Genomic DNA, 24,188 nt, shown 5'->3' with positions numbered 1-24,188 from the left:
AGCGTAATTTCCTATGAGTTTTCCCGTCGGCTGAAAAATAAAAGCTAAAAACGCAACGCGCGTGATGAAACGCTAAATAGGGGCGAAGTTCTGACGCCCCGGCGAATATGGCGCAGGGGCAGAACATTTATTCTTATTGGTGTAAACGGTGAGGCGCCGGGCCAGCAGGCCCGCTGTCGCTAAGGGACGGCGCTGATAATGCGGCCCGGCTCGTCGCGTGTTGAAGTGAATTGAGGATAATCCATAACGGTGTTCTCCTTGATGGGATATATCGTATTAGCGCGCTGAATTTACGTTCTTCATTGCCCTCTAAATATAAATACAGCATTAAAAGAATTGCCGCCCATCAAATTTTTATATGACTTGTTGAGTAAATACGAATAAGCGGGAAAAGAAATATAGCGACGTGCGCTACGGCTGGCGCTGAGCGGAGGCAGTGTTGCTCTCGGGAGGAAAAACGGCCTGCCGAAGCAGACCGTTGCGGGGAGTTTACGCCAGATCGAAGCGATCGAGGTTCATCACTTTGTTCCAGGCGGCGACGAAGTCATGGGCGAACTTCTCTTGCCCGTCGGCGCTGCCGTAGACTTCGGCCAGCGCGCGCAGCTGCGCGTGCGAACCGAACACCAGATCGACGCGGGTACCGGTCCATTTGACCGCGCCGCTGCGGCGATCGCGGCCTTCGAACAGGCCGTCCTCACCCACCGGGTGCCAGGTGGTGCCCATGTCGAGCAGGTTGACGAAGAAGTCGTTGGTCAGCGCCTGCGGGCGATGGGTGAACACGCCGTGCTGCGTGCCGCCGACGTTGGCGCCGAGCACCCGCAGCCCGCCGACCAGCACCGTCATTTCCGGCGCGGTCAGGGTCAACAGCTGCGCCTTGTCGACCAGCAGCGTTTCGGCCGGCACGCGGTATTTGCCCTTCAGGAAGTTGCGGAAACCGTCGGCGAGCGGCTCCATCGCCTCGAAGGAGTCCACGTCGGTCTGTTCCTGCGAGGCGTCCATGCGGCCTGGGGCGAACGGCACCGTCAGGGTCAAGCCGGCGTTCTTCGCCGCCTGTTCCACGCCCGCCGCGCCGGCCAGCACGATAAGATCCGCCAGCGAGACGCGCTTACCACCGGTCTGCGCGTCGTTGAAGGCGCGTTGGATGCTCTCCAGCTTGGCCAACGTCGCGGCGAGCTGCGCAGGCTGGTTGACCGCCCAGTCCTTCTGCGGCGCCAGGCGAATGCGCGCGCCGTTGGCGCCGCCGCGTTTATCGGAACCGCGGAAGCTCGATGCGGAAGCCCAGGCGGTGGAGACCAGCGCGGACACCGGCAGGCCGGAGGCCAGCACCTTGCTTTTCAGCGCGGCGACGTCCTGCTCGTCGATCAGCGGATGATCGACCGCCGGGATCGGATCCTGCCAAATCAGCTCTTCCTGCGGCACTTCCGGGCCGAGGTAGCGCGCGCGCGGCCCCATATCGCGGTGGGTCAGCTTGAACCAGGCGCGGGCGAAGGCGTCGGCCAGCTCTTCCGGGTGTTCATAGAAGCGGCGTGAAATCTTCTCGTAGGCCGGATCGAAGCGCAGCGACAGGTCGGTGGTCAGCATGGTCGGGCGGCGCTTCTTGTTGGGATCGAAGGCGTCGGGAATGGTTTCGCCGATGTCTTTCGCCACCCACTGGTGCGCGCCGGCCGGGCTTTGGCTCAGCTCCCATTCGTATTCGAACAGGTGGCGGAAGAAGTCGTGGTTCCACTGGGTCGGGGTGGTGGTCCAGGTCACTTCCAGGCCGCTGGTGATGGCGTCTTTGCCGACGCCGGTGCCGAAGGTGCTGTGCCAGCCGAGGCCCTGCGACTCCAGTCCGGCCGCTTCCGGATCGGCGCCGACGTGAGACGCCGGGCCGGCGCCGTGGGTCTTGCCGAAGGTGTGGCCGCCGGCGATCAGCGCCACGGTTTCTTCGTCGTTCATCGCCATGCGGGCGAAGGTTTCACGGATGTCGCGCGCGGCGGCCACCGGATCGGGGTTGCCGTCCGGGCCTTCCGGGTTGACGTAGATCAGGCCCATCTGCACCGCCGCCAGCGGGTTTTCCAGATCGCGGTCGCCCGAGTAGCGGCTGTTCGGCCCGCCGCTCAGTTCCAGCCAGATCTTCTCAGACCCCCAGTAGACGTCGTCCGGCTCCCAGGTGTCGGCGCGGCCGCCGGCGTAGCCGAAGGTTTTGAAGCCCATCGATTCCAGCGCCACGTTGCCGGTCAGGATAATCAGATCGGCCCAGGAGATGTTGCGGCCGTATTTCTGCTTGATTGGCCACAGCAGGCGGCGCGCCTTGTCGAGACTGACGTTGTCCGGCCAGCTGTTGAGCGGGGCGAAGCGCTGTTGGCCTTCGCCCGCGCCGCCGCGGCCGTCGCCGATGCGGTAGGTGCCGGCGCTGTGCCAGGCCATGCGGATGAACAGGCCGCCGTAGTGGCCGAAGTCCGCTGGCCACCATTCCTGCGAGTCGGTCATCAGGGCGTGCAGATCCTGTTTGACCGCCGCCAGATCGAGGCTGTTGAAGGCATCGGCGTAGTTGAAGTCTTTATCCATCGGATCGGACAGGGGGGAGTGCTGATGCAGCGGTTTCAGGCTGAGCTGATTAGGCCACCAATCCTGATTGGTGGGGCCGTTCTGCGGTGCGGGCTGCTTGCCGCCCGAAAACGGGCATTTGCTTTCAGTTGTCATAATGCGCTCTCTGCTTCCGTAAAGATGCTCCAGCCGCCGGGCGTGGAGCGGTTAACAAGGCATGCGGGTAAGGCTTGCGTCGGGTGTTGCGCTAAATAACTGAACTCAATCGATTTACGTCACCCCCGTCGCCAACGGACAAAGGGTGACTCATGGCTAAGCTTAGTCAGCGGCGGCGGAGAGATAAAATAGGAATGAGTGAATATTGTGATAGCTTGCGGCGATTCATGGCTGTGCTATTGATTGTCAGCACACCGCTTTATCGGCGCCGCAACATGAACGTGAGCACCGCGTCCGCCAGTTTGCCGAACGGCGCGCGCAGCAGGCCGGTAAAGTGCCAGCGGCTCTGGATGAAAACGCCCTTGGCGTGGCTCAGCGCCCGAAATCCTTCGATGCCGTGACAGGCCCCCATGCCGCTGGGGCCGATGCCGCCGAACGGCAGATCGTCCTGGGCGAAATGCAGCAGGGTGGCGTTGACGCTGACGTTGCCTGAGGTGGTGTGCTTCAGCAGCCGATCCTGCTGCGCGCCTGCCGGGCCAAAGTAATACAGCGCCAGCGGGCGCGGCCCGGCGTTGATAACGTCGATCGTTTCATCAAAGGCGGCGTAGGTGCGCACCGGCAGCAGCGGCCCGAAGATCTCTTCTTGCATGATCCGGCTGTCGTCGGGGGCGCCGACGATCAGCGTGGGAGCCAGGGTTTTCGGCCGTTCAGACGCCGAGTCCGGGCGATGGCCGACCGGAATGATTTGCGCGCCCCGCGCCTGGGCATCGGCCAGCAGGTCTTGCAAACGTTGATAGTGCCTGTCGCTGATGATGGCGCCGTAGTCGCTGCCCGTCGGCCCTGTGGGGTAAAACGCTTTGACCGCCGCGTCGTAGAGCGCAATGAAGCTCTCCACATCGTTCTGATGGATCAGCAGGTAATCGGGCGCGATGCAGGTTTGGCCCGCGTTCGACAGCTTGCCGAACGCCAGGCTGTTGACGTCTCTGGCGGTGAGCGCGCCGGGCGCCACGACGGCAGGGCTTTTGCCGCCCAACTCGAGCGTCAGCGGCACCAGATTTTTAGCGGCCGCCTGCATGACCTGACGGCCGATCGCCGTACTGCCGGTGAACACCAGATGGTCGAACGCCAGCTCGCTGAATCTGGCCCCGATCTCCGGCCCGCCGGTCACCACGGCGATCTCGTCGGCGGGAAACTGCGCCGCCAGCATCGTCTCGATGAGCTGGCTGGTATGCGGCGTGAGCTCCGAAGGTTTCAGCATCACGCGGTTGCCGGCGGCCAGGGCGGTGGCCAGCGGGATGAAGGTCAACGATAAAGGGTAGTTCCACGGCGTCATGACGCCGATCACGCCCTTGGGCTGATATTGCACATAGGCGCGCGCAGCCTGGTACGGCAGGGCGACGTGGCGGCGCTCCGGCTTCATGAAGCGTTTCAGGTTGCGCAGCAGGTAATCGATCGCCTGCACAGTGACCAGAATCTCCAGAATGTCGGTCTCGTAAGGCGAGCGGTGGCCGAAGTCCGCGCTGACGGCCGCCGCCAGCGCGCCGCGCTGGGCCAGAATGGCGCTCCGCAAGCGGCGCAGGGCGGCCTTGCGCTGATCCATCGTCGGCGCGCCGTCGCGCAGGAAGGCGTGGCGCTGGGCGGCAAGCCGTTGCTCTATCGTCGTGGCGGTGTCATCTCCTTGCACTTGAATACTCCTGATGCCGATCGAAAGCGGGAATGCGGTTTGCCGAATTGGGTTTGACCTTAAAGTGAGCTTTAAACCTATACTCGTTAAACGATCAACGCAAGATCGTCGGCCAGCCGGGATGAGGGAGCCAGAGATCCCGGCGCCGCGCGCAGTATAAACCTTCTTTTTTAACCATAGTGTAAATGGGAGAAACGACATGGGTTATGTAACGACCAGCGATGGCGTCGAGATTTTCTACAAGGATTGGGGCCCTAAAAACGGCAAGGTTATCTATTTCCACCACGGCTGGCCGCTGTCCAGCGATGACTGGGATGCCCAGATGCTGTTCTTCGTGAACCAAGGGTTCCGCGTGGTTGCGCACGATCGCCGCGGCCACGGCCGCTCCAGCCAGGTGTGGGAAGGGCACGACATGGACCACTACGCCGATGACGTCGCCGCGGTGGTGAAACACCTGGGCGTACAGGGCGCGATGCACGTGGGCCACTCGACGGGCGGCGGCGAGGTAGTGCGCTATATCGTGCGCCACGGCGAGGACAAGGTGTCCAAAGCGGTGTTGATCAGCGCGGTGCCGCCGCTGATGGTGAAAACCGATGCCAATCCGCAGGGCACGCCCAAAGCGGTGTTCGATGATTTCCAGGCGCAGCTGGCCGCCAACCGGGCGCAATTCTATTACGACGTGCCCGCCGGCCCGTTCTACGGCTATAACCGTCCGGGCGCCAAACCGTCGGAGGCCATTATCTGGAACTGGTGGCGCCAGGGCATGATGGGCGGCGCCAAGGCGCACTATGACGGCATCGTCGCCTTCTCGCAGACCGATTTCACCGAAGATCTCAAGAAGATCGCCATTCCGGTGTTGGTGATCCACGGCGACGACGATCAGGTGGTGCCTTATCAGGATTCCGGCGTGCTGTCGGCCAAGCTGGTGCAAAACGGCACGCTGCATACCTACAAGGGCGCTCCGCACGGCATCCCGACTACCCACGCCGATCAGGTCAACGCCGATCTGCTGGCGTTCGTGAACAGTTAAGCGCGAACAAGCACTTTGCTCCGCCCTGAGTGGGCGGGGCTTTTTTCATTGCGATGAGGAACGCCAATGCAAACGATCCTGGGCGCCAGTGGCCAGATCGCCCAAGAGCTGGCGCGTGAACTGAAGCGCGCGTACACCGATGATTTAAGATTGGTCAGCCGCAACCCGAGGAAGGTCAACGACAGCGATACGCTGGTTGCGGCCGATCTGCTCGATGCACAGCAGACCCTGACGGCGGTGAAGGGCAGCGAGGTGGTGTATTTCGCCGCCGGCCTGCCGCCGGATTCGGCGCTGTGGGAGCGGCAATTTCCGACCATGCTGCAGAATGCGCTGGACGCCAGCCGTACCGCGGGCGTGCCCTTTGTCTATTTCGACAATACCTATATGTATCCGCAGAACGGCGAGCCGCAGACGGAATCGACGCCGTTCGCGCCTCGGGGGCGCAAGGGACGGGTGCGCGCTCTGATGACCGAGAGGGTGCTCGACGAGATGAAGCGGGGGCAGATCCCCGTGCTGATCGGCCGTGCGCCCGAGTTTTATGGGCCGGGGAAAACGCAGAGCTTCACCAATGCGCTGATCGTCGACAGGCTGAAAGCGGGGGAAAAACCGCGCGTGCCGGTTCGCGATGACAGGCTGCGCACGCTGATCTGGACGCCCGACGCCAGCCGCGGGTTAGCTCGGCTCGGCAATACGCCCGACGCGTTCGGCCAGACGTGGCATCTCCCATGCTGCGACGAGCGGCTCACCTATGCGCAGTTCGCCGCCTTGGCTTGCGAGGTGTTTGGGAAGGACATTTCATATTCCGTTATCGGCAAATGGGCGTTGATCGCCGCAGGGCTGTTTTCGTCCGGGGCGCGAGAGATGCGCGAGCTGCTGCCGCGCTACGAGCACGATAACCTGTTCGACTCGACCAAGTTCAAACAGCGTTTTCCCGATTTCGCCGTCACGACGTATCGCGCCGGGCTGGAAACGATTTGGCGGGAGTGGAAGAACGCGCAAGCGCGACGTTAAGGCATCTGTCGCGCCATGAGCAGGCGCATTCGGCACCCTGTCATCACTCTGCCCTCATGATCCTCTCACACCGTCTCGATCGGCGCGAGCGAGCCTCGTCCTTCTCCGGGCGGGGCTTTTTATTGGCTATGGTACCCCGCTTGAGCGCCGCCAGCGCGAGGGTGATTGAGGGATATCCCTCATTGCGGCCCTGCCGGCGGTTATTTAAGCTGAATGGGCAATGCAACGGTGAATATGGAGATAATCATGACTGATTCAGTGTCCAACGATCGTAATCCCACCCCGGATGTGGCGGAAGACAACGCGTTCTTCCCATCCCCTTACTCCCTCAGCCAATACACCTCGTCCAAAACCGACTTCACGGGCGCCAGCTACCCGAACGCCTATCGCGGCGGCAAGTGGAAGGTGCTGATGATCGCCTCGCAGGAGCGCTACCTGCTGATGCAAAACGGCAAGTTCTTCTCCACCGGCAATCACCCGGTCGAGATGCTGCTGCCGATGTATCACCTGGATCTGGCCGGTTTCGAGATCGACATCGCCACGCCGTCCGGCGATCCGGTGAAGCTGGAGATGTGGGCGTTCCCGCATGAAGATGAAGCGGTCAAGACCACCTACGAGAAGTACCGCAGTCAACTCAAGCAGCCGAAAAAGCTGACGGAAGTGGTGAAGGATCTGGATGGCGGCAACTACCTCGGCGTTTTCATTCCCGGCGGCCACGGCGTGCTCAACGATATCCCGTTCAGTGAAGAGGTGAAAAAGACGCTGCACTGGGCACATGACCACGATCGCTACGTGATCTCGCTGTGCCACGGGCCGGCCGGTTTGCTGGCGGCGGGCATCGGCGAGAGCAAAGACGATTTCCTCTATCGCGGCTATGAGATGTGCGTGTTCCCGGACTCGCTCGATACCGGCGCCAACATCGATATCGGCTATATCCCCGGCCCGATGCCCTGGCTGGTGGGCGAACGCCTGCGCGAGTTGGGCGTTAAGATCGTCAACGCCGACATCACCGGCAAGGTGCATAAAGATCGGCGCCTGCTGACCGGCGACAGCCCGCTGGCTTCCAACAACCTCGGCAAACTGGCGGCAGAAACGCTGCTGGCCGACGTCGCCGCGCGATGAGCGACGAGATCGCGCAGCGCGCTTTCCAGACGGCGTTGGCGATGGACCACGAGCGCACCTTGTCCGCCATTCAGGGGCGGGTTCGCGCCTTCGCCGCGCCGTTCGGTTTCAACCGCTTTGTGCTGTTTTCCGCCTCCGCGGCGGCGGAGGCGGGGATCGAGCATATTTATTGGGTCGAAGGCGACTGGTTCGGTGAGGGGGAGGCGGTCGATGCGCTGACCTACGTGCGGCACTGCCCGGTGACCCGGCACATGCTGCGGGCCGCCGAACCGTTCTTCTGGACCAAAACCCGGGCGCAGCAGGGCGAGCGCTACCGGATTGTGCGCACGCCGCGCGGCGCCGGTCTGCACGGCGTGCAGATCCCGGTATTCGGCCCCGCCGGGTTGGAGGGGGCGGTCAGCCTGGGGGGCGAGCGCATCGACGCCTCGCCGCCGGTGCGGCTGGCGCTGTCGCTGGTGGGCGCGGCGGCTTTTCTGGCGGCGCGGAGGCTGTTCGAACCTGCTGCCGGTGAGGGGGAGGGCCGGCTGTCGGCGCGCGAGCGCGAGGTGCTGAGCTGGACCGCCATTGGCCGGCGGCAGGCGGATATCGCCGCGATGCTCGGCCTGTCTGAACGCACGGTGGAAAACCACCTGCGGCGCATTCGCCAACGTCTCGGCGCCGCCACCACCGCGCAGGCGATCAGCGTGGCGATCCGCCTGGGAGAAATCGCCCCCGAGAGCCGTTAGCCCGCCGCCATTTGCCGCAGCAGCCATGCGCGCAGCGCCATGATATCGGGGCGCTGCGCGGTCTCTTCGGTGGCCACCAGATAATAGTTGGCGCCGGGCAACGCCATCTCGAACGGTGCGGCCAGCACGCCGCGCTGCAACAAATCGCGCGCCAGCAGCCGGCTGGCGATCACCACCCCCTGGCCCGCCACCGCCGCCTGCAGCGCATGGGTCTCGTCGCTGAAGGTCAGCCCGGCTTCCACGTTCAATCCTTCCGGCCCGTAGCGCCGCCGCCAGTTCTCCCAGGTCGGTGAGTCGGCGGGCACCTGCCGATGCTCCACGTGAAACAGCGTCACCCGCAGCAAATCTTCGATGCGCTCCAGCGCCAGCGCCGGGCTGGCCACCACGATAAAGCGATCCTCATGCAGCAGGGTGCAGTGCAGATCGCTTTCCGGCGTTTCACGGTAGCGGATGGCGACGTCCACGGTGCGCTGGCTGAGATCCACCCGCTCGACGCTGGTGTGCAGGCGCAGATCGATGGCGGGAAACTCCGCCTTGAAATCCGCCAGGCGCGGCACCAGCCAGTGGGTGAGAAAGTTGGAGGTGGTGGTGACGGTCAGCGCCGGCGGCTGCCGGGCGCGGGTGATTTGGGCGACGGACTGCTCCAGCGCGGCGAAGGCGCGCTGGGTGCCGGCATACAGGATCTCGCCAGTCTCGGTCAGGCTGACGCCCTGCGCGCTGCGCTCGCACACCCGGCATGCCAGCACCGACTCCAGCAGTTTGATCTGATGGCTGATCGCCGTTGCGCTGACGCCCAGCTCCTCGGCGGCCAGTTTGAAGCTGCGGCAGACGGCCACGGCGTGGAAAGCGCGTAGCGCGCCCAGCGGAGGCAAACGGGTTTTTCTCATGGCTGAATTATTCTCATCCAAGGCTGAAAACTATGAGTTTGTCTGACCGATTATACAAGAGATAGGCTACTGACATGTGAACAGGGAAATGAATTTATTTCATCATTTCCATCATGTCGGAGTGAACGATGAGCCTCTATATCAACAACGGCGCCCTGGGCGCCATGGAACACACGGGAACGGCGGCGAGCGCCCTGGCGCTCAGCGTGCCGGTCGCGGCGGGCGCCTTGCTGCTGAAGACCGAAAATCTGCTGGGCATCGGCGCCACCCTGATGCTGCTGACGGCATTGGCGCTGGCGTTTCTCGGCGGCGCCGCGCTGGCCCGCTGGCGGACGCTGCGGAACCGGCCTGCGCTGGCTATTCTCCGCCACGGCTTTTTACTGGCGGCGGCGGGATGGCTATTGATGCTGCTGATGCTGTTCGGCGGCCACGGCTGGCCGGCCCTGCTGCCGGGCCTCGCCCTCGGCGGCCTGGGCCAGGGCGTCGCCTACCGCACTGCAGTGGGGGAGAAAGCGGCGTTCGCCGTGGCGTGCAGGCTGACGACGGTGGTGACTCTCGTAGCCGTAGTGGTTGCCGTTTCGCTGGTGCAAACCTATGCCGCGCCGGGCGTGAGAGGGAGCTGTTTCGCGCTGGCGTTGCTGGTCGATCTGGCCTTGCTGGGGGCGTTGATGGCGCGGATTGCGGAGCGTGACAGGGAGTGAGCCGCGCCGCAGGTAAACAGCCCGCCGGTAAACCCGGCGGGCTTCGCTTAGGCGGCCGCCAGCTCTTGCGGGGCAATGGTTTGCAAACCGACAAGCTGAATGGCCGGCTGCTCCAGATTGATGCCAAAGTATCCTTGATCCCAATTGTAGATATTGACGACGTGCTGATTGAGCGCGCTTTCGCCCTGCATGAATATCGATAGATCCTGCGTATGGGTTTGCGCGTTGTAGTTCAGTGAGAAGCTGCTGTTTGATCCTTCGGCGCCGAAGGCCAGCAGGTGGTTATCGATAGACAGGGAGGAGGCCTGTAAAAAGCCCAGCTCGAAGCTGTCGTCGATGTAGATATTGTGGGTCTGCTTCAAGGGAATGTTCAGCAGGCTGTTGGGGAAAGGCACATCGTTGGATAGCATGCTCAGGTTCACGCCGAGATAATCCTGCGGCGCGCTCCCTCCCGGCGCAGTGGTATAACCGTGCTCGAAACGAATCTCGCTGGAGCCTTTGCCCAGGTTGACCTCCAGACCGTTGGCCGGCGTCAGCACCCGATCGTTAAAGGTGACGTTGTCCTTAAAGTCGGTCAGTTTCACCGCTTCGATGTTGTACAGCCCGTCCTTAAAGCCATACAGCCCGATGCCGTTTTTCTCGATTACCCCGCGCCCGCCATAGCTGCCCTGGGCGTCAAACTTCAGGTTTACCCCGTGCGACAGGCTGGAATAATCGACCGTATCGTGGCCGCTGCCGCCGTCGATCACCGTCCAGCCGTAGTTGCCGGCGTTGTTTTGCCAGCCGCGCGGCACGCTGATGGTGTCGTCGCCGCTGCCGGTGTTAACGGCGATATTGCCGAACGCCAGCGTGAAATCATCATCATGCAGCGTACCGACGCGGTACAGATTCGGCGTGGACAGCACGTCGGCAATGTCGTTGAAAATCGCCGAGCCGATGTCCAGCTTGCCGGGGATAATGCTGCCGCCGCCGGTCACGCTGCTGCCGTAGGACTCAGTGTAGAAATCACGCGCCGCCTCGGCGGCCAGGCGGATGGTCTCGTGGCCAATGCCGAGGGTGGTCAAATAGGTGGGCACTTCGCCCGCCAGCAGCGTTTCAACCACGTAACTGAGGTTTTTCATCTGCATGGAGACCTGCGCCGCGGCAATCAGATCGTAAGTCCCGCCTTCCACCTTAAAGGCCGAGGTGTCGTTGGTCGCCACCCATTCGGTAAAGAACGAGGTGTCGCCTAAATAGGAGAACAGCGTGGTGCCGGCCCAGGGAGAATAGTTGGGGGCACCGGTCGAGGAGGCGTCGGTGAACACTTCGGACGCCGCCGCACCGGCGTCGATCAGGCCAACCTCGTGAATATCCGGCACTTTGGCGCTGGTGGGCGGGGCATCCGGCAGCGGCGCATTGGGATCGCTGCTCAGATCGACGCCAAACAGCGTTTTGGCGAAGTTTTTGGCGATGTTGTCGGAGGCATTCTGAATGCGCGCCTCCCAGTCATCGGGCACATGCCCGGTGCGCAGCTCATACTGCAACTTGGTTTGGTCGCGAATGTAATGGGCAAACGCCCCCTGATTCGAGTTCACGCCATAGGCGCCTTTGATCCAGGTATACACCGCGATATCCACGCCATCAATGGGTTGGTTGGCATGGTTGGGATCGGTGAGCGCATCGACGGATGCGGCATACACGGCCGGCCAGTCGCCGGCTTTGGCGGCCTCCCAAATCGCTTGCAGTTTTTCTCGGTCGGTAATGACGTAAGCCATATAAACACTCCTTGTTGCTGAGAGATTGCTTTGAAATTCAACATGATGAATGGAAGCGCGCGATGGAATAAACCGAAACCCAAACAGCCAGAAACGCGCATGCCGCGAGCCGCAGCGAACGATGGGCGGCAGGCGCCCATAGCGAAAGGATAGACGCAACTTGCCGAGCGCGAACAATTCGCTTATCGATTGTTTTTACAGGATTATTGCTGTAAATCGGCGGGTTAACCCGCGTATTGGCGTCAGGAAGGGATATCCGTCAGCTGGGTTAGGAATCTTCTTGGATAAAAGAGTGGGTTTCGCTGGTGGGGCCAAGCGTCGGCGTTATGGCGGTGGCTGCCGCTTTGCGGGTTCACACCGACGGCAACGCAGGAGGGCGATTTCTCTCTGGCGCTGCTGGAGTGTGGAATGGGGGGGAATGCTGGAGTGGGGACTCTGGCGGTCGGTTTTGTGCCAGAAGCGGACATTGATGATGTGAAGATATATAGTGGTAGATTGCCTATCGATAGTTGATATTACCCGAGATTGTCTCCGAAAATTATGATTAACGGATTGCTGATCAGTCGGATCCTAGCAAAAGACTCATATCAAAACCAGTTATCCGAAAACCAAATTCTTTATATAATTTCAAAGCCCTTTGATTGTCCGGTGACACTCTGAGTTCCACCTCATATGCGCCCTGTTGAGTCAGCTCATTCAGGAATGCACGGATAAAATCCCGACCCATTCCCTTACCCTGAAATTCTGGGAGAAGCATTATATCTGACAAAAAGGCTGAGTTATCTTCCAGGCTGAACCACAGATATCCCGCAGCCTGACCGTCATGTTCATAAGTTCTAAAATGGTTATTCTGAGTATTGATACCCGCTGGCAAGGCTGCTTTAAATGATTTCGACGCCTCTATCTGGGCTTTTTTACGACTGTATCGATGATTTGCCATCAGGTCTTCAACATAGTCATTTAAAGAGAGGCCCCCCCAGAGGCCAAATTCGTCGTCATGCATGGGCCTATAAATTGATTTGGGGATTTTTGACTGTTTTGTTTTCAATTTACTGTCTCATTCTTAATAGCAACGTAACGCATACTTAGTACTACTCTACCGAATTATTCGCCGATTCAGCATGATAAAATTATATCATATAGCTTTGTCAACTGAGCGTAATTTTGCTGACGCCGAAGTCTGCACTTCGCTCAAAGCAGACCCAATGACCACGTAGCCTGTCCGTTGCGTGCCAGAAGCGGACGTTCACGTCCGTTCTTGAAATATTGGCCCGATAATTCAGCGTTAAATTTTCCGGTTAATACGCAACGCATCCACAACGAGTGAAAACGCTGGGGAAGGCTGTTTACGGCTGGGATAATAAAGATAGTAGCCGGGAAAAGGACGGCACCATTCTTCAAGCACGCGGATCAGTTTTCCTTCCTGCAGATGTGTGCCGAACTCCTCTTCAGGTAAAAAGGCAATGCCCAGTCCGGCAAGAGCTGCGTCAACGACGTGTTCCGATGTGTTAAACGTCATTTGCCCTTCAACCCGAACGTGAAATTTACCGTTTTCCTGCTCAAACTCCCAGGCGTAAATTTTCCCCGATTGAACCATGCGCTCATTAATACAGCAGTGTTGCATCAGATCGCGTGGCGTCTGAGGGGCGGCGCACCGGGCAAAATACTCAGGGGAAGCTACAGCCGCCATGCGCAGTTTCGGGCCAATGGGTACGGCTATCATATCTTTGTCGATAGTGTCTCCGAGCCGCACGCCGGCATCAAAACGGTCCGCCACGATATCCCGGAACCCGTGGTTGGCATCAAACTCAATATGAATATCAGGATATTCGCGTAACAGTGGTGTCAGCTTTGGCAGCAGCGTGGTCTTCAGAACATTAGGTCCACATATAATACGGACGGTCCCCGCAGGTTTATCACGCAGTGCCGTCAGCATGTCCAGCTCGGCTTCAATCTCATCAATACGATGGCCCACAGACTGCAGCAGGCGTTCCCCGGCGGCGGTCACTGACACGCTGCGCGTGGTTCGCGTCAGCAGGCGGATTTGCATCCGTTCTTCCAGCCCGGAAATCGCCTGGCTCAGTGCGGGCTGGGTCACGCCGAGCTGGGCGGCAGCGCGCGTAAAGCTGCCCTCACGCGCCACGGTGACGAAAGAGAGTAAGTCGTTGAGATTGCGTCTGGCCATGCTCGTTTCTGGTCCATTTATAAATTTTACTTATAAGGGTATTAAGTATTCATTAGCTAGTTAACCCGCTGCATATTGGTAACAATAATGCGATGAAAAAGTCAACGCTAACCCTTATGCAAAACGCTTACTGCAGAACATCACTGCTGCTCCTTGCCGGCCTGCTTTTCGTCACGCAGTCCGCTATGGCGGGTGACAACGACCGGGGAGTGGCGCAGGAGACGCTTATGAAAATTGAGATCATTGTGGAGGGAGAAACCGCCACCGCCACCCTCTTTGATACGCCGACAGGCCGGGACTTTGCGTCTTTGCTTCCCCTCAGCCTGACGCTGGAAGACTATGACGATATTGAGCGTATAAGCGACCTGCCGCGCAGGCTTTCCACGGTGCAGGCACCGGACGGCATGACGCCGGAAGCCGGAGATATCACTTACTACGCGCCCTGGGGCAACCTGGCGATTTTTGCCCAGGGCAGGGCTTACGCCCGTTCACTGATCCCGTTAGGGAAAGTGGATTCCGGACTGCCGGTCCTGCAGCGCCACGGACCTCTTGCGGTGCAGATCAGGGTCGCCAACTGACCCGCAGCACCTTCCGTACCGCGATTATCCCCCTTATCCCGTCTCCGTATGCCGTTTCAGCTCTTCCTGCAGCGCTGAAGGCTCCGGGGCACAGACTTCATGTTATCTACTGAAAAGAAATCCCTGAATGAGTAATAAGACAGACGAAAACAGAAAAAAAAACACCGGAAGCGGGAAACAGCCTGCGCACTGGAGTGGTGTCTTTGCCATGACGCTGTGCGTCTTCGCCCTGATCGCCTCCGAATTCATGCCGGTCAGCCTGCTGACACCGATGGCGCAGACCCTTCGTGTCACCGAAGGCATGGCCGGACAGGGCATCGCCATTTCCGGGGCATTTGCAGTGGTAACCAGCCTGTTTATTTCCGTGCTGGCAGGCACGCTTAACCGGAAAACGCTGCTGCTCGGCCTGACCTGCATGATGGCAATTTCCGGTGCTGTTATTGCGATGGCACCCAATTACCTGACCTATATGGCGGGCAGGGCTCTGATTGGCATCGTAGTCGGCGGGTTCTGGTCGATGTCGGCAGCCACGGCGATGCGTTTGGTTCCGGTGCACCGAGTTCCGCTGGCGTTGGCCATTTTTAACAGCGGCAATGCACTGGCCACGGTCATCGCGGCCCCTTTGGGCAGTTGGCTCGGTTCGGTGATCGGCTGGCGCGGGGCCTTCTTTTGTCTGGTGCCGGTCGCGATCGCCGCGTTTATCTGGCAGTTGTTCAGCCTGCCCTCCATGCAGGTCACCCGGCAGAGTAACGGTGCCAGCAATGTCTTCACGCTGTTTCGCCGTCGAGTGGTCACGTTAGGCATGCTGGGCGTCGGCATCTTCTTTATGGGGCAGTTCACGCTCTTTACCTACATCAGGCCTTTCCTTGAAACGGTGACGAAGGTGGATGCTTCAGTGGTCACCCTAATCCTGCTGGTTATCGGTGTCGCGGGTTTCATCGGCACCACGCTGATTGGCAGAGTGCTGAAACGCGGCTTCTACTCGACCCTGATAGCCATTCCGGTGCTGATGGCCATCACCGCGCTGGTACTGATCGCTTTTGGCAGTCAGGTGGCCATCGTGATGGTGCTGCTCGGGTTGTGGGGGCTGATTTCTACCGGTGCGCCGGTGGGGTGGTGGGCCTGGGTACCGCGTATCTTTCCGCAGAATGCCGAAGCCGGCGGCGGGCTGATGGTGGCAATGGTCCAGTTATCCATTGCGCTAGGTTCAACGGTAGGGGGGCTGCTTTTCGATCACCACGGCTACCAGAGCACTTTCTTGGCCAGCGTCACGATGCTGCTTATCGCGGCCGGGCTGATTTTCCTGACCTCACGCGCAGACACCTCTGCCAGAGACCATTCATAAACCCTGGAGTTATGTCATGACAGGTAAAGCTTACGGTGCCCATGCGGGCACACTGCCGCTGGAGCCGATGGATATCACCCGTCGCGCCTCCGGCGCCCGTGATGTGCAGATTGATTTCGCGTTCTGCGGCGTCTGCCATTCGGATAACGCCACCCTGGCTTAATGATAAGGAGACCATCATGAAAAAATTTACGTTAGCGCTGGGGCTGTTGATCAGTGCATTTGCTTCCTCTGCGGCGGATATGTCCCGTGGGGCCGATAATTTTTATAAAAGCGATAAGGTGACGCAGCAAAAAGTCACCTTTAAAAACCAGTATCAGATGGCCGTGGTCGGCAACCTGTTTATCCCGAAAAAGATGAACCAGAATACCCGACACCCGGCGATCGTCGTTGGTCACCCGATGGGAGCCGTTAAGGAACAGAGTTCGAATCTTTATGCGCAGAAGCTGGCGGAGCAGGGGTTTGTCACGCTGGCTATCGATCTCTCTTTCTGGGGCGAAAGCGAGGGCAAACCGGGGCACCTGATTTCACCGGAAATCTACACAGATGATTTCAGCGCGGCGGTTGATTATCTAAGCACACAGCCGTTTGTTGATCCGGATAGCATCGGTGTATTAGGTATCTGCGGCAGCGGAAGTTTTGTTATCAGTGCTGCCAAGATTGACCCGCGTATGAAAGCTATTGCCACCGTCAGCATGTATGACATGGGGGCTGCATTTCGCAACGGCCTCAACCATTCCCAGACGCCGGAACAACGAAAGGCCTTTATCCGGTCAGCCACAGAGCAGCGTTTAGCAGAGTTTCAGGGAGGCGAGACGGCCTACATTCCCGGTACCGTGAATACACTGGACGCTTCAACGCCGGATATTCAGCGTGAGTTTTTCGATTTCTACCGCACCGAACGCGGTGGTTACACCCCGAAGGGTGAGAAAGAAGCACTGACGACGAAACCGATGTTGAGCAGTATCGGCAAGTTTATGAACTTCTATCCGTTCAACGATATTGAAACCATTTCACCGCGTCCGATGCTGTTTATCACCGGCGATCGGGCTCACTCAAAAGAGTTCAGCGAGGATGCATTCAAACGCGCCGGTCAGCCTAAAGAGCTTTATGTCGTACCGGGCGCAGGGCATGTCGATCTCTATGATCGTACCGACGTGATCCCTTTTGACAAACTGACAGACTTTTTCCGTAAGAACCTGCAATAACACGTTCAGTTAAGGAGCATCTGACATGAACTATAAACATCTGGGTCGTACCGGCCTGCGGGTGAGCCGCATCGGTCTCGGTACCATGAATTTCGGTGAGCTGACGGATGAGCCGGCCAGCTTCAGGATCATGGATGAAGCCGTGGATGCGGGTATCAACTTTTTCGATACCGCTGACGTCTATGGCGGACCGCAGTCACCGGATATGGCAAAGGGGTACGGGACATCCGAAGAAATCATCGGTAACTGGTTGGCGCGCAGTGGCCTGCGTGACCGAATCGTGCTGGCCACGAAAGTTTACCAGCCGATGGATACGGGCCCGAATGACAAATATCTGTCCGCTTACCATATTCGCCGGGCCTGTGAGGCCAGTCTGAAAAGACTGAAAACGGACCATATCGATCTCTACCAGATGCACCATATCGACCGGAACACCCCCTGGGAGGAAATCTGGCAGGCCATGGAACAGCTGATCCGTGAGGGTAAAATCAGCTACGTGGGCAGCAGTAAGTTTGCCGGCTGGGATATTGCCACCGCACAGTGCACGGCTGATGCGCGCAACCTGCTGGGGCTGGCATCGGAACAGAGCCTTTACAACCTGACCCAGCGCACGGTTGAGCTTGAAGTCATTCCGGCACTGCGCCATTACGGCATTGGCCTGATCCCCTGGAGCCCGGTCGGGATGGGGATGCTGGGTGGCGTGCTGAAAAAAATTGCCGATGGCCGCCGGGCAACACCGCAGCTGCAGGCACAAATCAATCGCTTGCGGCCGCAACTGGAGGCCTGGGAAACGCTGTGTGATGAGCTGGGGGAGGCGCCCTCAGACGTGGCGTTGGCCTGGCTGTTGCAGAACCCCGTGGTTACCGCTGTGCTCAGTGGTCCGCGCACAGCTGAACAGCTCCGTCAGAATCTCAATGCCCTGACGTTGTCCCTTTCAGGCGATACGCTCAAAAGACTGGATACCATCTGGCCGGGACCGGGTGGGGAAGCCCCTGAAGCCTACGCATGGTAACCGTTATCCGTGTTAACAATGACCGGCCTTCGGGTCGGTAAGTACGTTATTTCAGTCAAATTTATTTATCACCTGAAGATGTTGTTCTTTGCTTTAATACTTTGATGTCCGCTCTCGCTCATAGCGGACTTTCTCCCCAAGTGCCGATCCGCCTGGCGCCAGAAGCGGACTATCGTTCGCCTGACCACATAAGCCTCAGTGCGATGAAACAAATACCGAGGCAGGCTGCGCGGGCGGAATGGCGAAGTGACGCTGCATGCGTTTTATCTCCTCTGCCGGTGGTAGGCCAAACAGACGTTTGAATTCTCGATTAAATTGCGATGGGCTTTCATAGCCAACGGCGTAACTCGCGGCGGCGGCGGTGATTTGTTGGCGCACCATCAGCATCCGTGCCTGGTGCAGTCGTACCGATTTCACATACTGCATCGGCGGCATCTGCGTTATCGCTTTGAAATGGCTATGAAAGGTCGGCACGCTCATGCCGGCCAGCATCGCCAGCTGCGTCAGCGTTAACGGCTCCGCGTAAGTGGCGTGGATGTGCTGCAACGCTTTACCGATTTTGCCAAACTGGCCCTGTAAGGCCAGCGCGGCACGCATCGCGTTGCCCTGTGCGCCTGTCAGCACGCGGAAATAGAGCTCTCGTACCCGCGCCGGGCCGAGGATCGCCGCCTCAAGCGGGTTGTCCAGGACGTCAAGTAAGCGAAGAACGGCCATTTTTACCCTGTCGTCCATGGGGCTCGACATCATGCTTTGCGGCGCGGCGGGAAGATGCGGGGTGCCATGCTGTTCAATCTGCAACATCAGTTCAGCGGCAAGCTGAAAATCCAGATGCATGTAAATCGCCAGCAGCGGATGCGCTGCCGACGCGTCGGTTTCCATCACAAACGGCACCGGCACCGAAACCGCCAGGTAGTGCTGCTCATCATATAAATAGGTCTGTTGACCGAAATAGCCGCGTTTGCTGCCCTGGCAGACAATCACGATCCCCGGATCGTACAGCACCGGCGTTCTGGCAAGCGGGCGATCGGAACGCAAAATTCGCACATCAGGTAGGGCAGTGAGGTTGTATCCCTCTTGCACCGCAAGTCTATTCATCAGGGCAATCATTTCGGACATCCCGACACCTCATAAAATCAGGCAAGAAAAAGAGAAGATACGGCCTAAAAATGCGGCAGAGCAGAGAATACCATGCAACCTTCATGGTTCATGGGAGTTCTTTTTATGGCATCTGCAAAAACGATTTTAATTACCGGCGTCAGCAGTGGCTTTGGCCAGGCGCTGGCGCGGGAAGCCCTCGCCGTAGGACATCGGGTTGTAGGGACGGTGCGCAACAGCGAAGCACTGCAGGCTTTCGGCGCGCTCGATACGCAGCGGGCTTTTGGCTATCTGCTTGATGTCACGGACGTTGAGCGTATTGATGAGGTGGTTGGAGAGATTGAGTCCGCCGTCGGTCCGATAGATGTGCTGGTGAACAATGCCGGTTACGGCCACGAAGGCATTCTGGAAGAGTCCCCGCTTGCAGAGCTGCGCCGCCAGTTTGACGTCAATGTGTTTGGCGCGGTGGCGATGATCAAAGCCGTGCTACCGGGCATGCGCCAGCGCCGTCGCGGCCACATTATCAATATTACCTCAATGGGCAGCTTCATTACCTTGCCCGGTATCAGCTATTACTGTGGCAGCAAATTTGCACTGGAAGGGATATCAGAAACGTTAAGTAAAGAGCTTGACCCGTTCAACATCTACGTGACCGCAGTAGCGCCCGGCTCGTTTCGAACGGACTGGGCCGGGCGTTCAATGGTGCGCAGCCCTCGCCGTCTCCCGGACTATGACGCGTTATTTGAACCTGTTCGTCAGGCGCGTCAGGAAAAAAGCGGTAAGCAACTCGGCGATCCGATTAAGGCGGCTCACGCCATGCTGGCAGTGATTGAGAGCCGGAACCCACCCACGCATCTGTTGTTAGGCAGTGACGCATTAAGTTTGGTGCGGCAAAAGCTCGAGGCGTTAGGTCAGGAAATTGAACAATGGGAGAAACTTACCCGTTCAACGGATGGCTGACCGGTTTCGGGTAGAGAGTGTCGGGGATACTCGAGCATAGCCGCCCAACAGCAAAAAGCCCGCTTAAGTTTCCTTAAGCGGGCTTCTCTAAATATGGCTCCTCTGACTGGACTCGAACCAGTGACATACGGATTAACAGTCCGCCGTTCTACCGACTGAACTACAGAGGAATCGTTGGAACGGGGCGAATAATAGCGAGGCGCCGTCGGCATGTCAAAGGCGGATTACACATTCTGTGACTGTTTGCTTACAGAATGCGCAACCCGTTGAGTTTTTTGGCAGATTTAGCCCTCTGGCGCCCGCTGCAGGCGCAGCTGATAGCGGTAAACGCCGGCGGTGAGCAGGTAATCCCGGTGCACGCTCGGGCTCCAGGAGTCGTCGCCGCCCACCCCCATGTGGAAGCCGTCCAGATGCAGCCAGGTGCCTGCTTCCGGCTGCAGCAGATGCTGGTGGCTGCAGGCCATCAGCTGTTGCAGGCCGTAGCGGCTGAGCGAGAAGTGGAAGCGGCCGTCGATGCGCCAGCCGCCGTAGCGCAGGCTGCGGGTGTCGCAGCGCAGGCCGTTCTCGCCGGGGAAAATATACGGCGTGTGCAGATCCGCCAGCGGCAGGCGCCAGCGCCCATGCTGCGCGGCCAGGCGGCGATCAGGGTAGTTCTCGTGCGGGCCCAGACCCAGCCATTCCGCCTGCGGCTGCACCGTCGCCAGTTGGCAGTGCAGGCCGATGCGCGCCGGCGGCGGCAGGGCGTCGGCCACCTCGACCTCCACGTTCACGCTCACCGCGCCCAGCGCGTCGAACAGCCACTGCTTGCGGCTGAGCAGTAAAATCTGCCCGTCCACGCCGAACTGGTGTTCGCTCACCACCCGCACGCCGTTTTGCAGCGCATCGGCCTGCAGCCGCGTGCAGCGCTCCTCCAGCCGGTACAGGCCCGCCAGCTTCCAGCGTTCGACCCAGGCGTTGGGATCGATATGGTCCGCCTCGCTGACGCCGATGTCGTTATCGATCGGCGCGCGCGCAAAGCCGTCGCGCAGCGGCGTCAGCAGCTGCGGCTGCTCATTCTGCCACCACTGCGTCAGGTGGCCGCTGCTGCGCTCGAAGCGCCAGCGCTGGTCGCCGTGGGTGAGGGTCAGCCCCTGATCGTCTTCAATCAGCGTGGGCGGCACGCCCTGCGCCGGCGGCGGCGCGGGATGCAGCGCGCGCGGCACCCGCCACTGATCCCAGGCGCAGCGGTGGTGCGCTTCAGACCAGTCGGTGGCCTGCGGTTGCACCACCTCCACGTTCAGCCACAGCTCGCCGGGCTGATGCAGCATCGGCAGCCGGTCGAGCAGGGTGAAGCTAGCGCTGCCCTGCGGCGGCAGCGCCAGATCGAAGCTGCCGCTGGCGCGCTCCACGCCGTCCAGCTCCAGCCGCCAGTTGAGCTGTTCGTTGTCGGTGTGGCGGAACAGGTAATCGCTGGTGACGGTCAGCGTCAGCGAGGCGGCGTCGAAGGCGAAGCGGAACAGTTGCTGCGCCCGCTGCGCTTCGAACAGCGCCGGGTGCGGGGTGCGATCCGCGAACACCAGTCCGTTCAGGCAGAACTGGCGATCGTTGGGGGTGTCGCCGAAGTCGCCGCCGTAGGCCCAGAACTCTTCGCCGCGCTCGTCGCGCTTGATCAGCGCCTGATCGACCCAGTCCCAGACAAAGCCGCCCTGCAGGCGCGGATGTGCGTGGAACGCGCGCCAGTAGCGCTCGAAACCGCCGAAACTGTTGCCCATCGCGTGGGCGTATTCGCACAGGATCAGCGGGCGCTGCTCCTCCGGCAGGCCAATCCACTTGCCGATCGCCCATTTGGGCACCGCCGGGAACGGCTGATCCTGATCCACTCGCGCATACATCGGGCAGATGATGTCGGTAGCGGCAGTGTCGGCGCCGCCGCCTTCATATTGCACCGGGCGGGTCGGATCCTGGCTTTTCACCCAGCGGTACAGCGCGTCGTGGTTCACGCCGTGGCCGGACTCGTTGCCCAGCGACCAGATGATGATGCAAGGATGGTTGCGATCGCGTTGCACCATGCGGGTGACGCGCTCGCTCATCGCCGGCAGCCACAGCGGATCGTCAGCCAGGCGGTTCATCGGCTGCATGCCGTGGGTCTCGATATTGGCTTCGTCCACCACGTACAGCCCGTAGCGATCGCACAGCCGGTACCACAGCGGGTGGTTGGGATAGTGCGAGCAGCGCACCGCGTTGAAGTTGTGCTGTTTCATCAGCAGGATGTCGTGGCGCATCGTCGCCTCGTCCATCACCTGGCCGTGGCGCGGGTGATGCTCGTGGCGGTTAACGCCGCGGATCAGCAGCGGCTGCCCGTTGAGCTTCAACAGCCCGCCGCTGATTTCCACCTGGCGGAAGCCGACGTCATAGGCTTCCACCTCGATAATTTCTCCTGTGGGCGAGAGCAGGGCGACGGTGGCGCGATACAGCGCGGGCGTTTCGGCGCTCCACAGCGCCGGGCGTTCCACCGGCAGGCGCAGCGTGACGCGATCGTCATAGGCGCCGCGCTCGTCCACGATCTCGCTGCCGAGGGGCTGGGTGCGCTCGGCCACCCGCGCGCCGTCGCGCCACAGCTGAACCTGCACCAGCAGCGGGCCGGGCCGGCTGGCGCGCGCCGTCACCACCAGTTCGCCGCGGGTAAAGCCGTCATGCAGCGGCGTAGTGATGCGCACATCGCTCAGGTGCGTGGCGGGTTTGTGCAGCAGGCTGACGTCGCGAAAGATGCCGCTCATGCGCCACATGTCCTGATCTTCGAGATAGCTGCCGTCGCACCAGCGCAGCACCATTACCGCCAGCCGGTTTTCACCCGGCTGCAGCCACGGGCTGAGATCGAACTCCGCCGGCAGGCGGCTGTCCTGCGAGTAGCCGATCCAGTGGCCGTTGCACCATAAATAGAACGCCGAGTTGACGCCGTCGAAGATGACGCGCGTCTGGCCGGCGGCCAGCCAGGCCGGATCGACGTTGAAGGTGCGCGAATAGCATCCGGTCGGATTGTCTTCCGGCACGCGCGGCGGATCGACCGGGAACGGGTAGCGCACGTTGGTGTAAATCGGCGCGTCGTAGCCTGCGAGCTGCCAGTTGCCCGGCACCGCCAGCGGGGCGGCGTCCGGCAGATCTTGCTGCAGCCAGCCTTCCGGCGCCGCCTCTGGGCGCGGGAAGTAGCTGAAACGCCACTCGCCGTTCAACGACCGGCGGCTGGCGCTGGGGGCATCGTCGCGCGCGTCTTCCACCGTGCGCCAGCTGGCGAATGGCGGGTGGGCGTCCAGCCGGCGGTAGTGGGTGCAGGCCGGGTTTTGCCAGTCACGGCGGGCGAGGATCTCGGACAGGGAAGCTAGGGGTTCAGCGGGCATCGGCGATCGTCCAGTCGGCTAGGTGATGCTCACCAAGATGCTGACCGGCGCATAAAAAGTAAAGCGGTTACACGCAACCTTGCAAGGGCGATCAAATAACCGCTAATGCGGCTCGCCGGCACGGTAGATCCGCTGTGGGCGGCCCACCTTGCCGTAAATGATCTCGGCGCGCAGCTGCTGCGCGGCGGTGCAAAACTCCAGATAACGGCGCGCGGTGGTGCGGCTGAGCCCCATTTTTTGCGCAACGCTTTCAGCGGTGTGGCGCGCGGCGGGCTCGGCGAACAGCGCGCGGATCTTGCCGAGCGTCAGCTCGTCGATGCCGGCGGGCAGCGCCGCCTGCTGTTCGCCGCGGGCGTAGGTGTTGAACATCTCGTCAATGCGGCGCTGGTTGAGACGCGCTTTGTCTTTCAGCGCTTCGCGGCGCTGGCTGAAGCGCTGCAATGTCTGGCTCAGCCGGTCATAGGCCAGCGGTTTGATCAGGTAGTCGAACACGCCGTAGCGCAACGCCTCGGCCACGGTGGCCATGTCGCTGGCGGCGGTGATGAACACGATGCCGCCGCGATAGCCGCTCAGCGTCAGTTCGCGCAGCAGGGTGATGCCCTGGCCGTCGGGCAGAAAGTTGTCCAGCAGGATCAGATCCGGCTTGAAGCGTTCGGTCATGGCGCGCGCCTGCGCCAGCGTGCCGGCCAGCCAAATCTGGCGGCAGCCGCCGTTCTGGCGGATAAACTCCGCGTGCATCTCCGCCAGCGGCGTTTCGTCTTCAACGATCAGGATGTTCAGCCATTCCATAGTGCGACCCGTAATTGCAATAAAAATGCTAAGTGAATGTAAG

19 protein-coding genes, 1 tRNA gene and 1 pseudogene are annotated in these 24,188 nt (G+C 60.4%); 11 read left to right on the top strand and 10 right to left on the bottom strand.

Going from position 1 to position 24,188, the window contains the following annotated elements:
- Window positions 1-489 precede the first annotated feature (489 nt).
- A complete protein-coding gene (gene katG, locus WFM45_RS12040; protein ID WP_015378454.1) occupies window positions 490-2,685 on the bottom strand; it encodes a catalase/peroxidase HPI in 2,196 nt (731 codons plus the stop codon).
- Between the two features lie 259 nt (window positions 2,686-2,944).
- On the bottom strand, window positions 2,945-4,369 hold the full coding sequence (locus WFM45_RS12035; protein ID WP_336955802.1) for a coniferyl aldehyde dehydrogenase: 1,425 nt from the start codon (window positions 4,367-4,369) through the stop codon (window positions 2,945-2,947).
- 199 nt (window positions 4,370-4,568) lie between these two features.
- On the opposite strand from WFM45_RS12035, the gene WFM45_RS12030 reads away from it, so the two are divergent.
- The 4 genes from WFM45_RS12030 to WFM45_RS12015 all read left to right on the top strand — a co-directional run bounded on the left by WFM45_RS12030 (window position 4,569) and on the right by WFM45_RS12015 (window position 8,257).
- Window positions 4,569-5,399, top strand: a complete 831-nt coding sequence (locus WFM45_RS12030) for an alpha/beta fold hydrolase (protein WP_044030866.1) — start codon at window positions 4,569-4,571, stop codon at window positions 5,397-5,399.
- A gap of 66 nt (window positions 5,400-5,465) precedes the next feature.
- The gene (locus WFM45_RS12025; RefSeq protein ID WP_049277169.1) at window positions 5,466-6,410 is read left to right on the top strand and encodes an NAD-dependent epimerase/dehydratase family protein; all 945 of its coding nucleotides are present in this window, start codon (window positions 5,466-5,468) and stop codon (window positions 6,408-6,410) included.
- 246 nt (window positions 6,411-6,656) lie between these two features.
- Complete coding sequence (gene hchA, locus WFM45_RS12020; RefSeq protein ID WP_250602228.1) at window positions 6,657-7,532, top strand: glyoxalase III HchA; 876 nt, start codon at window positions 6,657-6,659, stop codon at window positions 7,530-7,532.
- Window positions 7,529-8,257, top strand: coding sequence for a PA1136 family autoinducer-binding transcriptional regulator (locus WFM45_RS12015; RefSeq protein ID WP_049277171.1), 729 nt, complete (start codon window positions 7,529-7,531; stop codon window positions 8,255-8,257). Before hchA ends, WFM45_RS12015 begins: the two co-directional genes overlap by 4 nt.
- On the opposite strand, the gene WFM45_RS12010 is transcribed toward WFM45_RS12015, so the two are convergent.
- On the bottom strand, window positions 8,254-9,144 hold the full coding sequence (locus WFM45_RS12010; RefSeq protein WP_234721937.1) for a LysR substrate-binding domain-containing protein: 891 nt from the start codon (window positions 9,142-9,144) through the stop codon (window positions 8,254-8,256). The genes WFM45_RS12015 and WFM45_RS12010 overlap by 4 nt on opposite strands.
- A gap of 128 nt (window positions 9,145-9,272) precedes the next feature.
- Between WFM45_RS12010 and WFM45_RS12005 the strand changes: the two genes are divergently transcribed.
- Window positions 9,273-9,845, top strand: coding sequence for a hypothetical protein (locus WFM45_RS12005; protein ID WP_131164914.1), 573 nt, complete (start codon window positions 9,273-9,275; stop codon window positions 9,843-9,845).
- Window positions 9,846-9,892: 47 nt separating this feature from the next.
- Here WFM45_RS12005 and WFM45_RS12000 read toward each other — a convergent pair whose 3' ends face one another.
- The 3 genes from WFM45_RS12000 to WFM45_RS11990 form a co-directional block, all read right to left on the bottom strand.
- On the bottom strand, window positions 9,893-11,599 hold the full coding sequence (locus tag WFM45_RS12000; protein WP_250602227.1) for a hemolysin: 1,707 nt from the start codon (window positions 11,597-11,599) through the stop codon (window positions 9,893-9,895).
- A 559-nt stretch (window positions 11,600-12,158) separates the two neighbouring features.
- Window positions 12,159-12,647 (bottom strand): GNAT family N-acetyltransferase, encoded by a 489-nt coding sequence (locus tag WFM45_RS11995; RefSeq protein ID WP_004928661.1) that lies wholly within the window; start codon window positions 12,645-12,647, stop codon window positions 12,159-12,161.
- A gap of 237 nt (window positions 12,648-12,884) precedes the next feature.
- Window positions 12,885-13,784, bottom strand: a complete 900-nt coding sequence (locus WFM45_RS11990) for a LysR family transcriptional regulator (RefSeq protein ID WP_336955792.1) — start codon at window positions 13,782-13,784, stop codon at window positions 12,885-12,887.
- A gap of 227 nt (window positions 13,785-14,011) precedes the next feature.
- Here WFM45_RS11990 and WFM45_RS11985 point away from each other — a divergent pair, with 227 nt between their 5' ends.
- From WFM45_RS11985 to WFM45_RS11965, 5 genes and pseudogenes are all read left to right on the top strand, one after another.
- Window positions 14,012-14,362, top strand: coding sequence for a cyclophilin-like fold protein (locus WFM45_RS11985; protein ID WP_015378446.1), 351 nt, complete (start codon window positions 14,012-14,014; stop codon window positions 14,360-14,362).
- Between the two features lie 127 nt (window positions 14,363-14,489).
- Window positions 14,490-15,707, top strand: coding sequence for an MFS transporter (locus tag WFM45_RS11980; protein WP_336955790.1), 1,218 nt, complete (start codon window positions 14,490-14,492; stop codon window positions 15,705-15,707).
- 16 nt (window positions 15,708-15,723) lie between these two features.
- Window positions 15,724-15,852: pseudogene (locus WFM45_RS11975) on the top strand (alcohol dehydrogenase); the annotation flags it as partial.
- A 34-nt stretch (window positions 15,853-15,886) separates the two neighbouring features.
- Window positions 15,887-16,915 carry an alpha/beta hydrolase gene (locus WFM45_RS11970; protein WP_004928673.1) on the top strand — a complete coding sequence of 343 codons (1,029 nt, stop codon included), beginning with the start codon at window positions 15,887-15,889 and terminating at the stop codon, window positions 16,913-16,915.
- Between the two features lie 25 nt (window positions 16,916-16,940).
- The gene (locus WFM45_RS11965; protein ID WP_336955788.1) at window positions 16,941-17,927 is read left to right on the top strand and encodes an aldo/keto reductase; all 987 of its coding nucleotides are present in this window, start codon (window positions 16,941-16,943) and stop codon (window positions 17,925-17,927) included.
- 195 nt (window positions 17,928-18,122) lie between these two features.
- Here the strand turns inward: WFM45_RS11965 and WFM45_RS11960 are convergent, their stop codons facing one another.
- Window positions 18,123-19,043 (bottom strand): AraC family transcriptional regulator, encoded by a 921-nt coding sequence (locus WFM45_RS11960; RefSeq protein ID WP_336955787.1) that lies wholly within the window; start codon window positions 19,041-19,043, stop codon window positions 18,123-18,125.
- 105 nt (window positions 19,044-19,148) lie between these two features.
- On the opposite strand from WFM45_RS11960, the gene WFM45_RS11955 reads away from it, so the two are divergent.
- Window positions 19,149-19,982, top strand: coding sequence for an oxidoreductase (locus WFM45_RS11955; RefSeq protein WP_004928681.1), 834 nt, complete (start codon window positions 19,149-19,151; stop codon window positions 19,980-19,982).
- Window positions 19,983-20,076: 94 nt separating this feature from the next.
- Here the strand turns inward: WFM45_RS11955 and WFM45_RS11950 are convergent.
- The 3 genes from WFM45_RS11950 to dpiA all read right to left on the bottom strand — a co-directional run bounded on the left by WFM45_RS11950 (window position 20,077) and on the right by dpiA (window position 24,145).
- Window positions 20,077-20,152 (bottom strand) — tRNA-Asn (locus WFM45_RS11950).
- Between the two features lie 114 nt (window positions 20,153-20,266).
- The gene (locus WFM45_RS11945; protein WP_336955785.1) at window positions 20,267-23,356 is read right to left on the bottom strand and encodes a beta-galactosidase; all 3,090 of its coding nucleotides are present in this window, start codon (window positions 23,354-23,356) and stop codon (window positions 20,267-20,269) included.
- A 102-nt stretch (window positions 23,357-23,458) separates the two neighbouring features.
- Window positions 23,459-24,145: a two-component response regulator DpiA gene (gene dpiA, locus WFM45_RS11940; RefSeq protein WP_004940807.1), complete on the bottom strand. Its 687-nt coding sequence runs from the start codon at window positions 24,143-24,145 to the stop codon at window positions 23,459-23,461.
- Between the last annotated feature and the right edge of the window lie 43 nt (window positions 24,146-24,188).

This window comes from Serratia sp. KG1D (assembly GCF_037150675.1).
GTDB lineage: Bacteria > Pseudomonadota > Gammaproteobacteria > Enterobacterales > Enterobacteriaceae > Serratia > Serratia nematodiphila.
The sequence above is the reverse complement of the archived record's forward strand: the minus strand, read 5'-3'. Positions and strand labels throughout refer to the sequence as shown.

What these genes read in the sequence shown, in the direction of transcription:
- WFM45_RS12010 (WP_234721937.1), bottom strand. Translation starts at nt 9,144, where the DNA reads ATGAGAAAAACCCGTTTGCCTCCGCTGGGCGCGCTACGCGCTTTCCAC.
- WFM45_RS11955 (WP_004928681.1), top strand. Translation starts at nt 19,149, where the DNA reads ATGGCATCTGCAAAAACGATTTTAATTACCGGCGTCAGCAGTGGCTTT.
- WFM45_RS11990 (WP_336955792.1), bottom strand. Translation starts at nt 13,784, where the DNA reads ATGGCCAGACGCAATCTCAACGACTTACTCTCTTTCGTCACCGTGGCG.
- WFM45_RS11945 (WP_336955785.1), bottom strand. Translation starts at nt 23,356, where the DNA reads ATGCCCGCTGAACCCCTAGCTTCCCTGTCCGAGATCCTCGCCCGCCGT.
- hchA (WP_250602228.1), top strand. Translation starts at nt 6,657, where the DNA reads ATGACTGATTCAGTGTCCAACGATCGTAATCCCACCCCGGATGTGGCG.
- WFM45_RS12015 (WP_049277171.1), top strand. Translation starts at nt 7,529, where the DNA reads ATGAGCGACGAGATCGCGCAGCGCGCTTTCCAGACGGCGTTGGCGATG.
- dpiA (WP_004940807.1), bottom strand. Translation starts at nt 24,145, where the DNA reads ATGGAATGGCTGAACATCCTGATCGTTGAAGACGAAACGCCGCTGGCG.
- WFM45_RS11970 (WP_004928673.1), top strand. Translation starts at nt 15,887, where the DNA reads ATGAAAAAATTTACGTTAGCGCTGGGGCTGTTGATCAGTGCATTTGCT.
- katG (WP_015378454.1), bottom strand. Translation starts at nt 2,685, where the DNA reads ATGACAACTGAAAGCAAATGCCCGTTTTCGGGCGGCAAGCAGCCCGCA.
- WFM45_RS12000 (WP_250602227.1), bottom strand. Translation starts at nt 11,599, where the DNA reads ATGGCTTACGTCATTACCGACCGAGAAAAACTGCAAGCGATTTGGGAG.
- WFM45_RS12025 (WP_049277169.1), top strand. Translation starts at nt 5,466, where the DNA reads ATGCAAACGATCCTGGGCGCCAGTGGCCAGATCGCCCAAGAGCTGGCG.
- WFM45_RS11980 (WP_336955790.1), top strand. Translation starts at nt 14,490, where the DNA reads ATGAGTAATAAGACAGACGAAAACAGAAAAAAAAACACCGGAAGCGGG.
- WFM45_RS11960 (WP_336955787.1), bottom strand. Translation starts at nt 19,043, where the DNA reads ATGTCCGAAATGATTGCCCTGATGAATAGACTTGCGGTGCAAGAGGGA.
- WFM45_RS12030 (WP_044030866.1), top strand. Translation starts at nt 4,569, where the DNA reads ATGGGTTATGTAACGACCAGCGATGGCGTCGAGATTTTCTACAAGGAT.
- WFM45_RS11965 (WP_336955788.1), top strand. Translation starts at nt 16,941, where the DNA reads ATGAACTATAAACATCTGGGTCGTACCGGCCTGCGGGTGAGCCGCATC.
- WFM45_RS11985 (WP_015378446.1), top strand. Translation starts at nt 14,012, where the DNA reads ATGAAAATTGAGATCATTGTGGAGGGAGAAACCGCCACCGCCACCCTC.
- WFM45_RS12005 (WP_131164914.1), top strand. Translation starts at nt 9,273, where the DNA reads ATGAGCCTCTATATCAACAACGGCGCCCTGGGCGCCATGGAACACACG.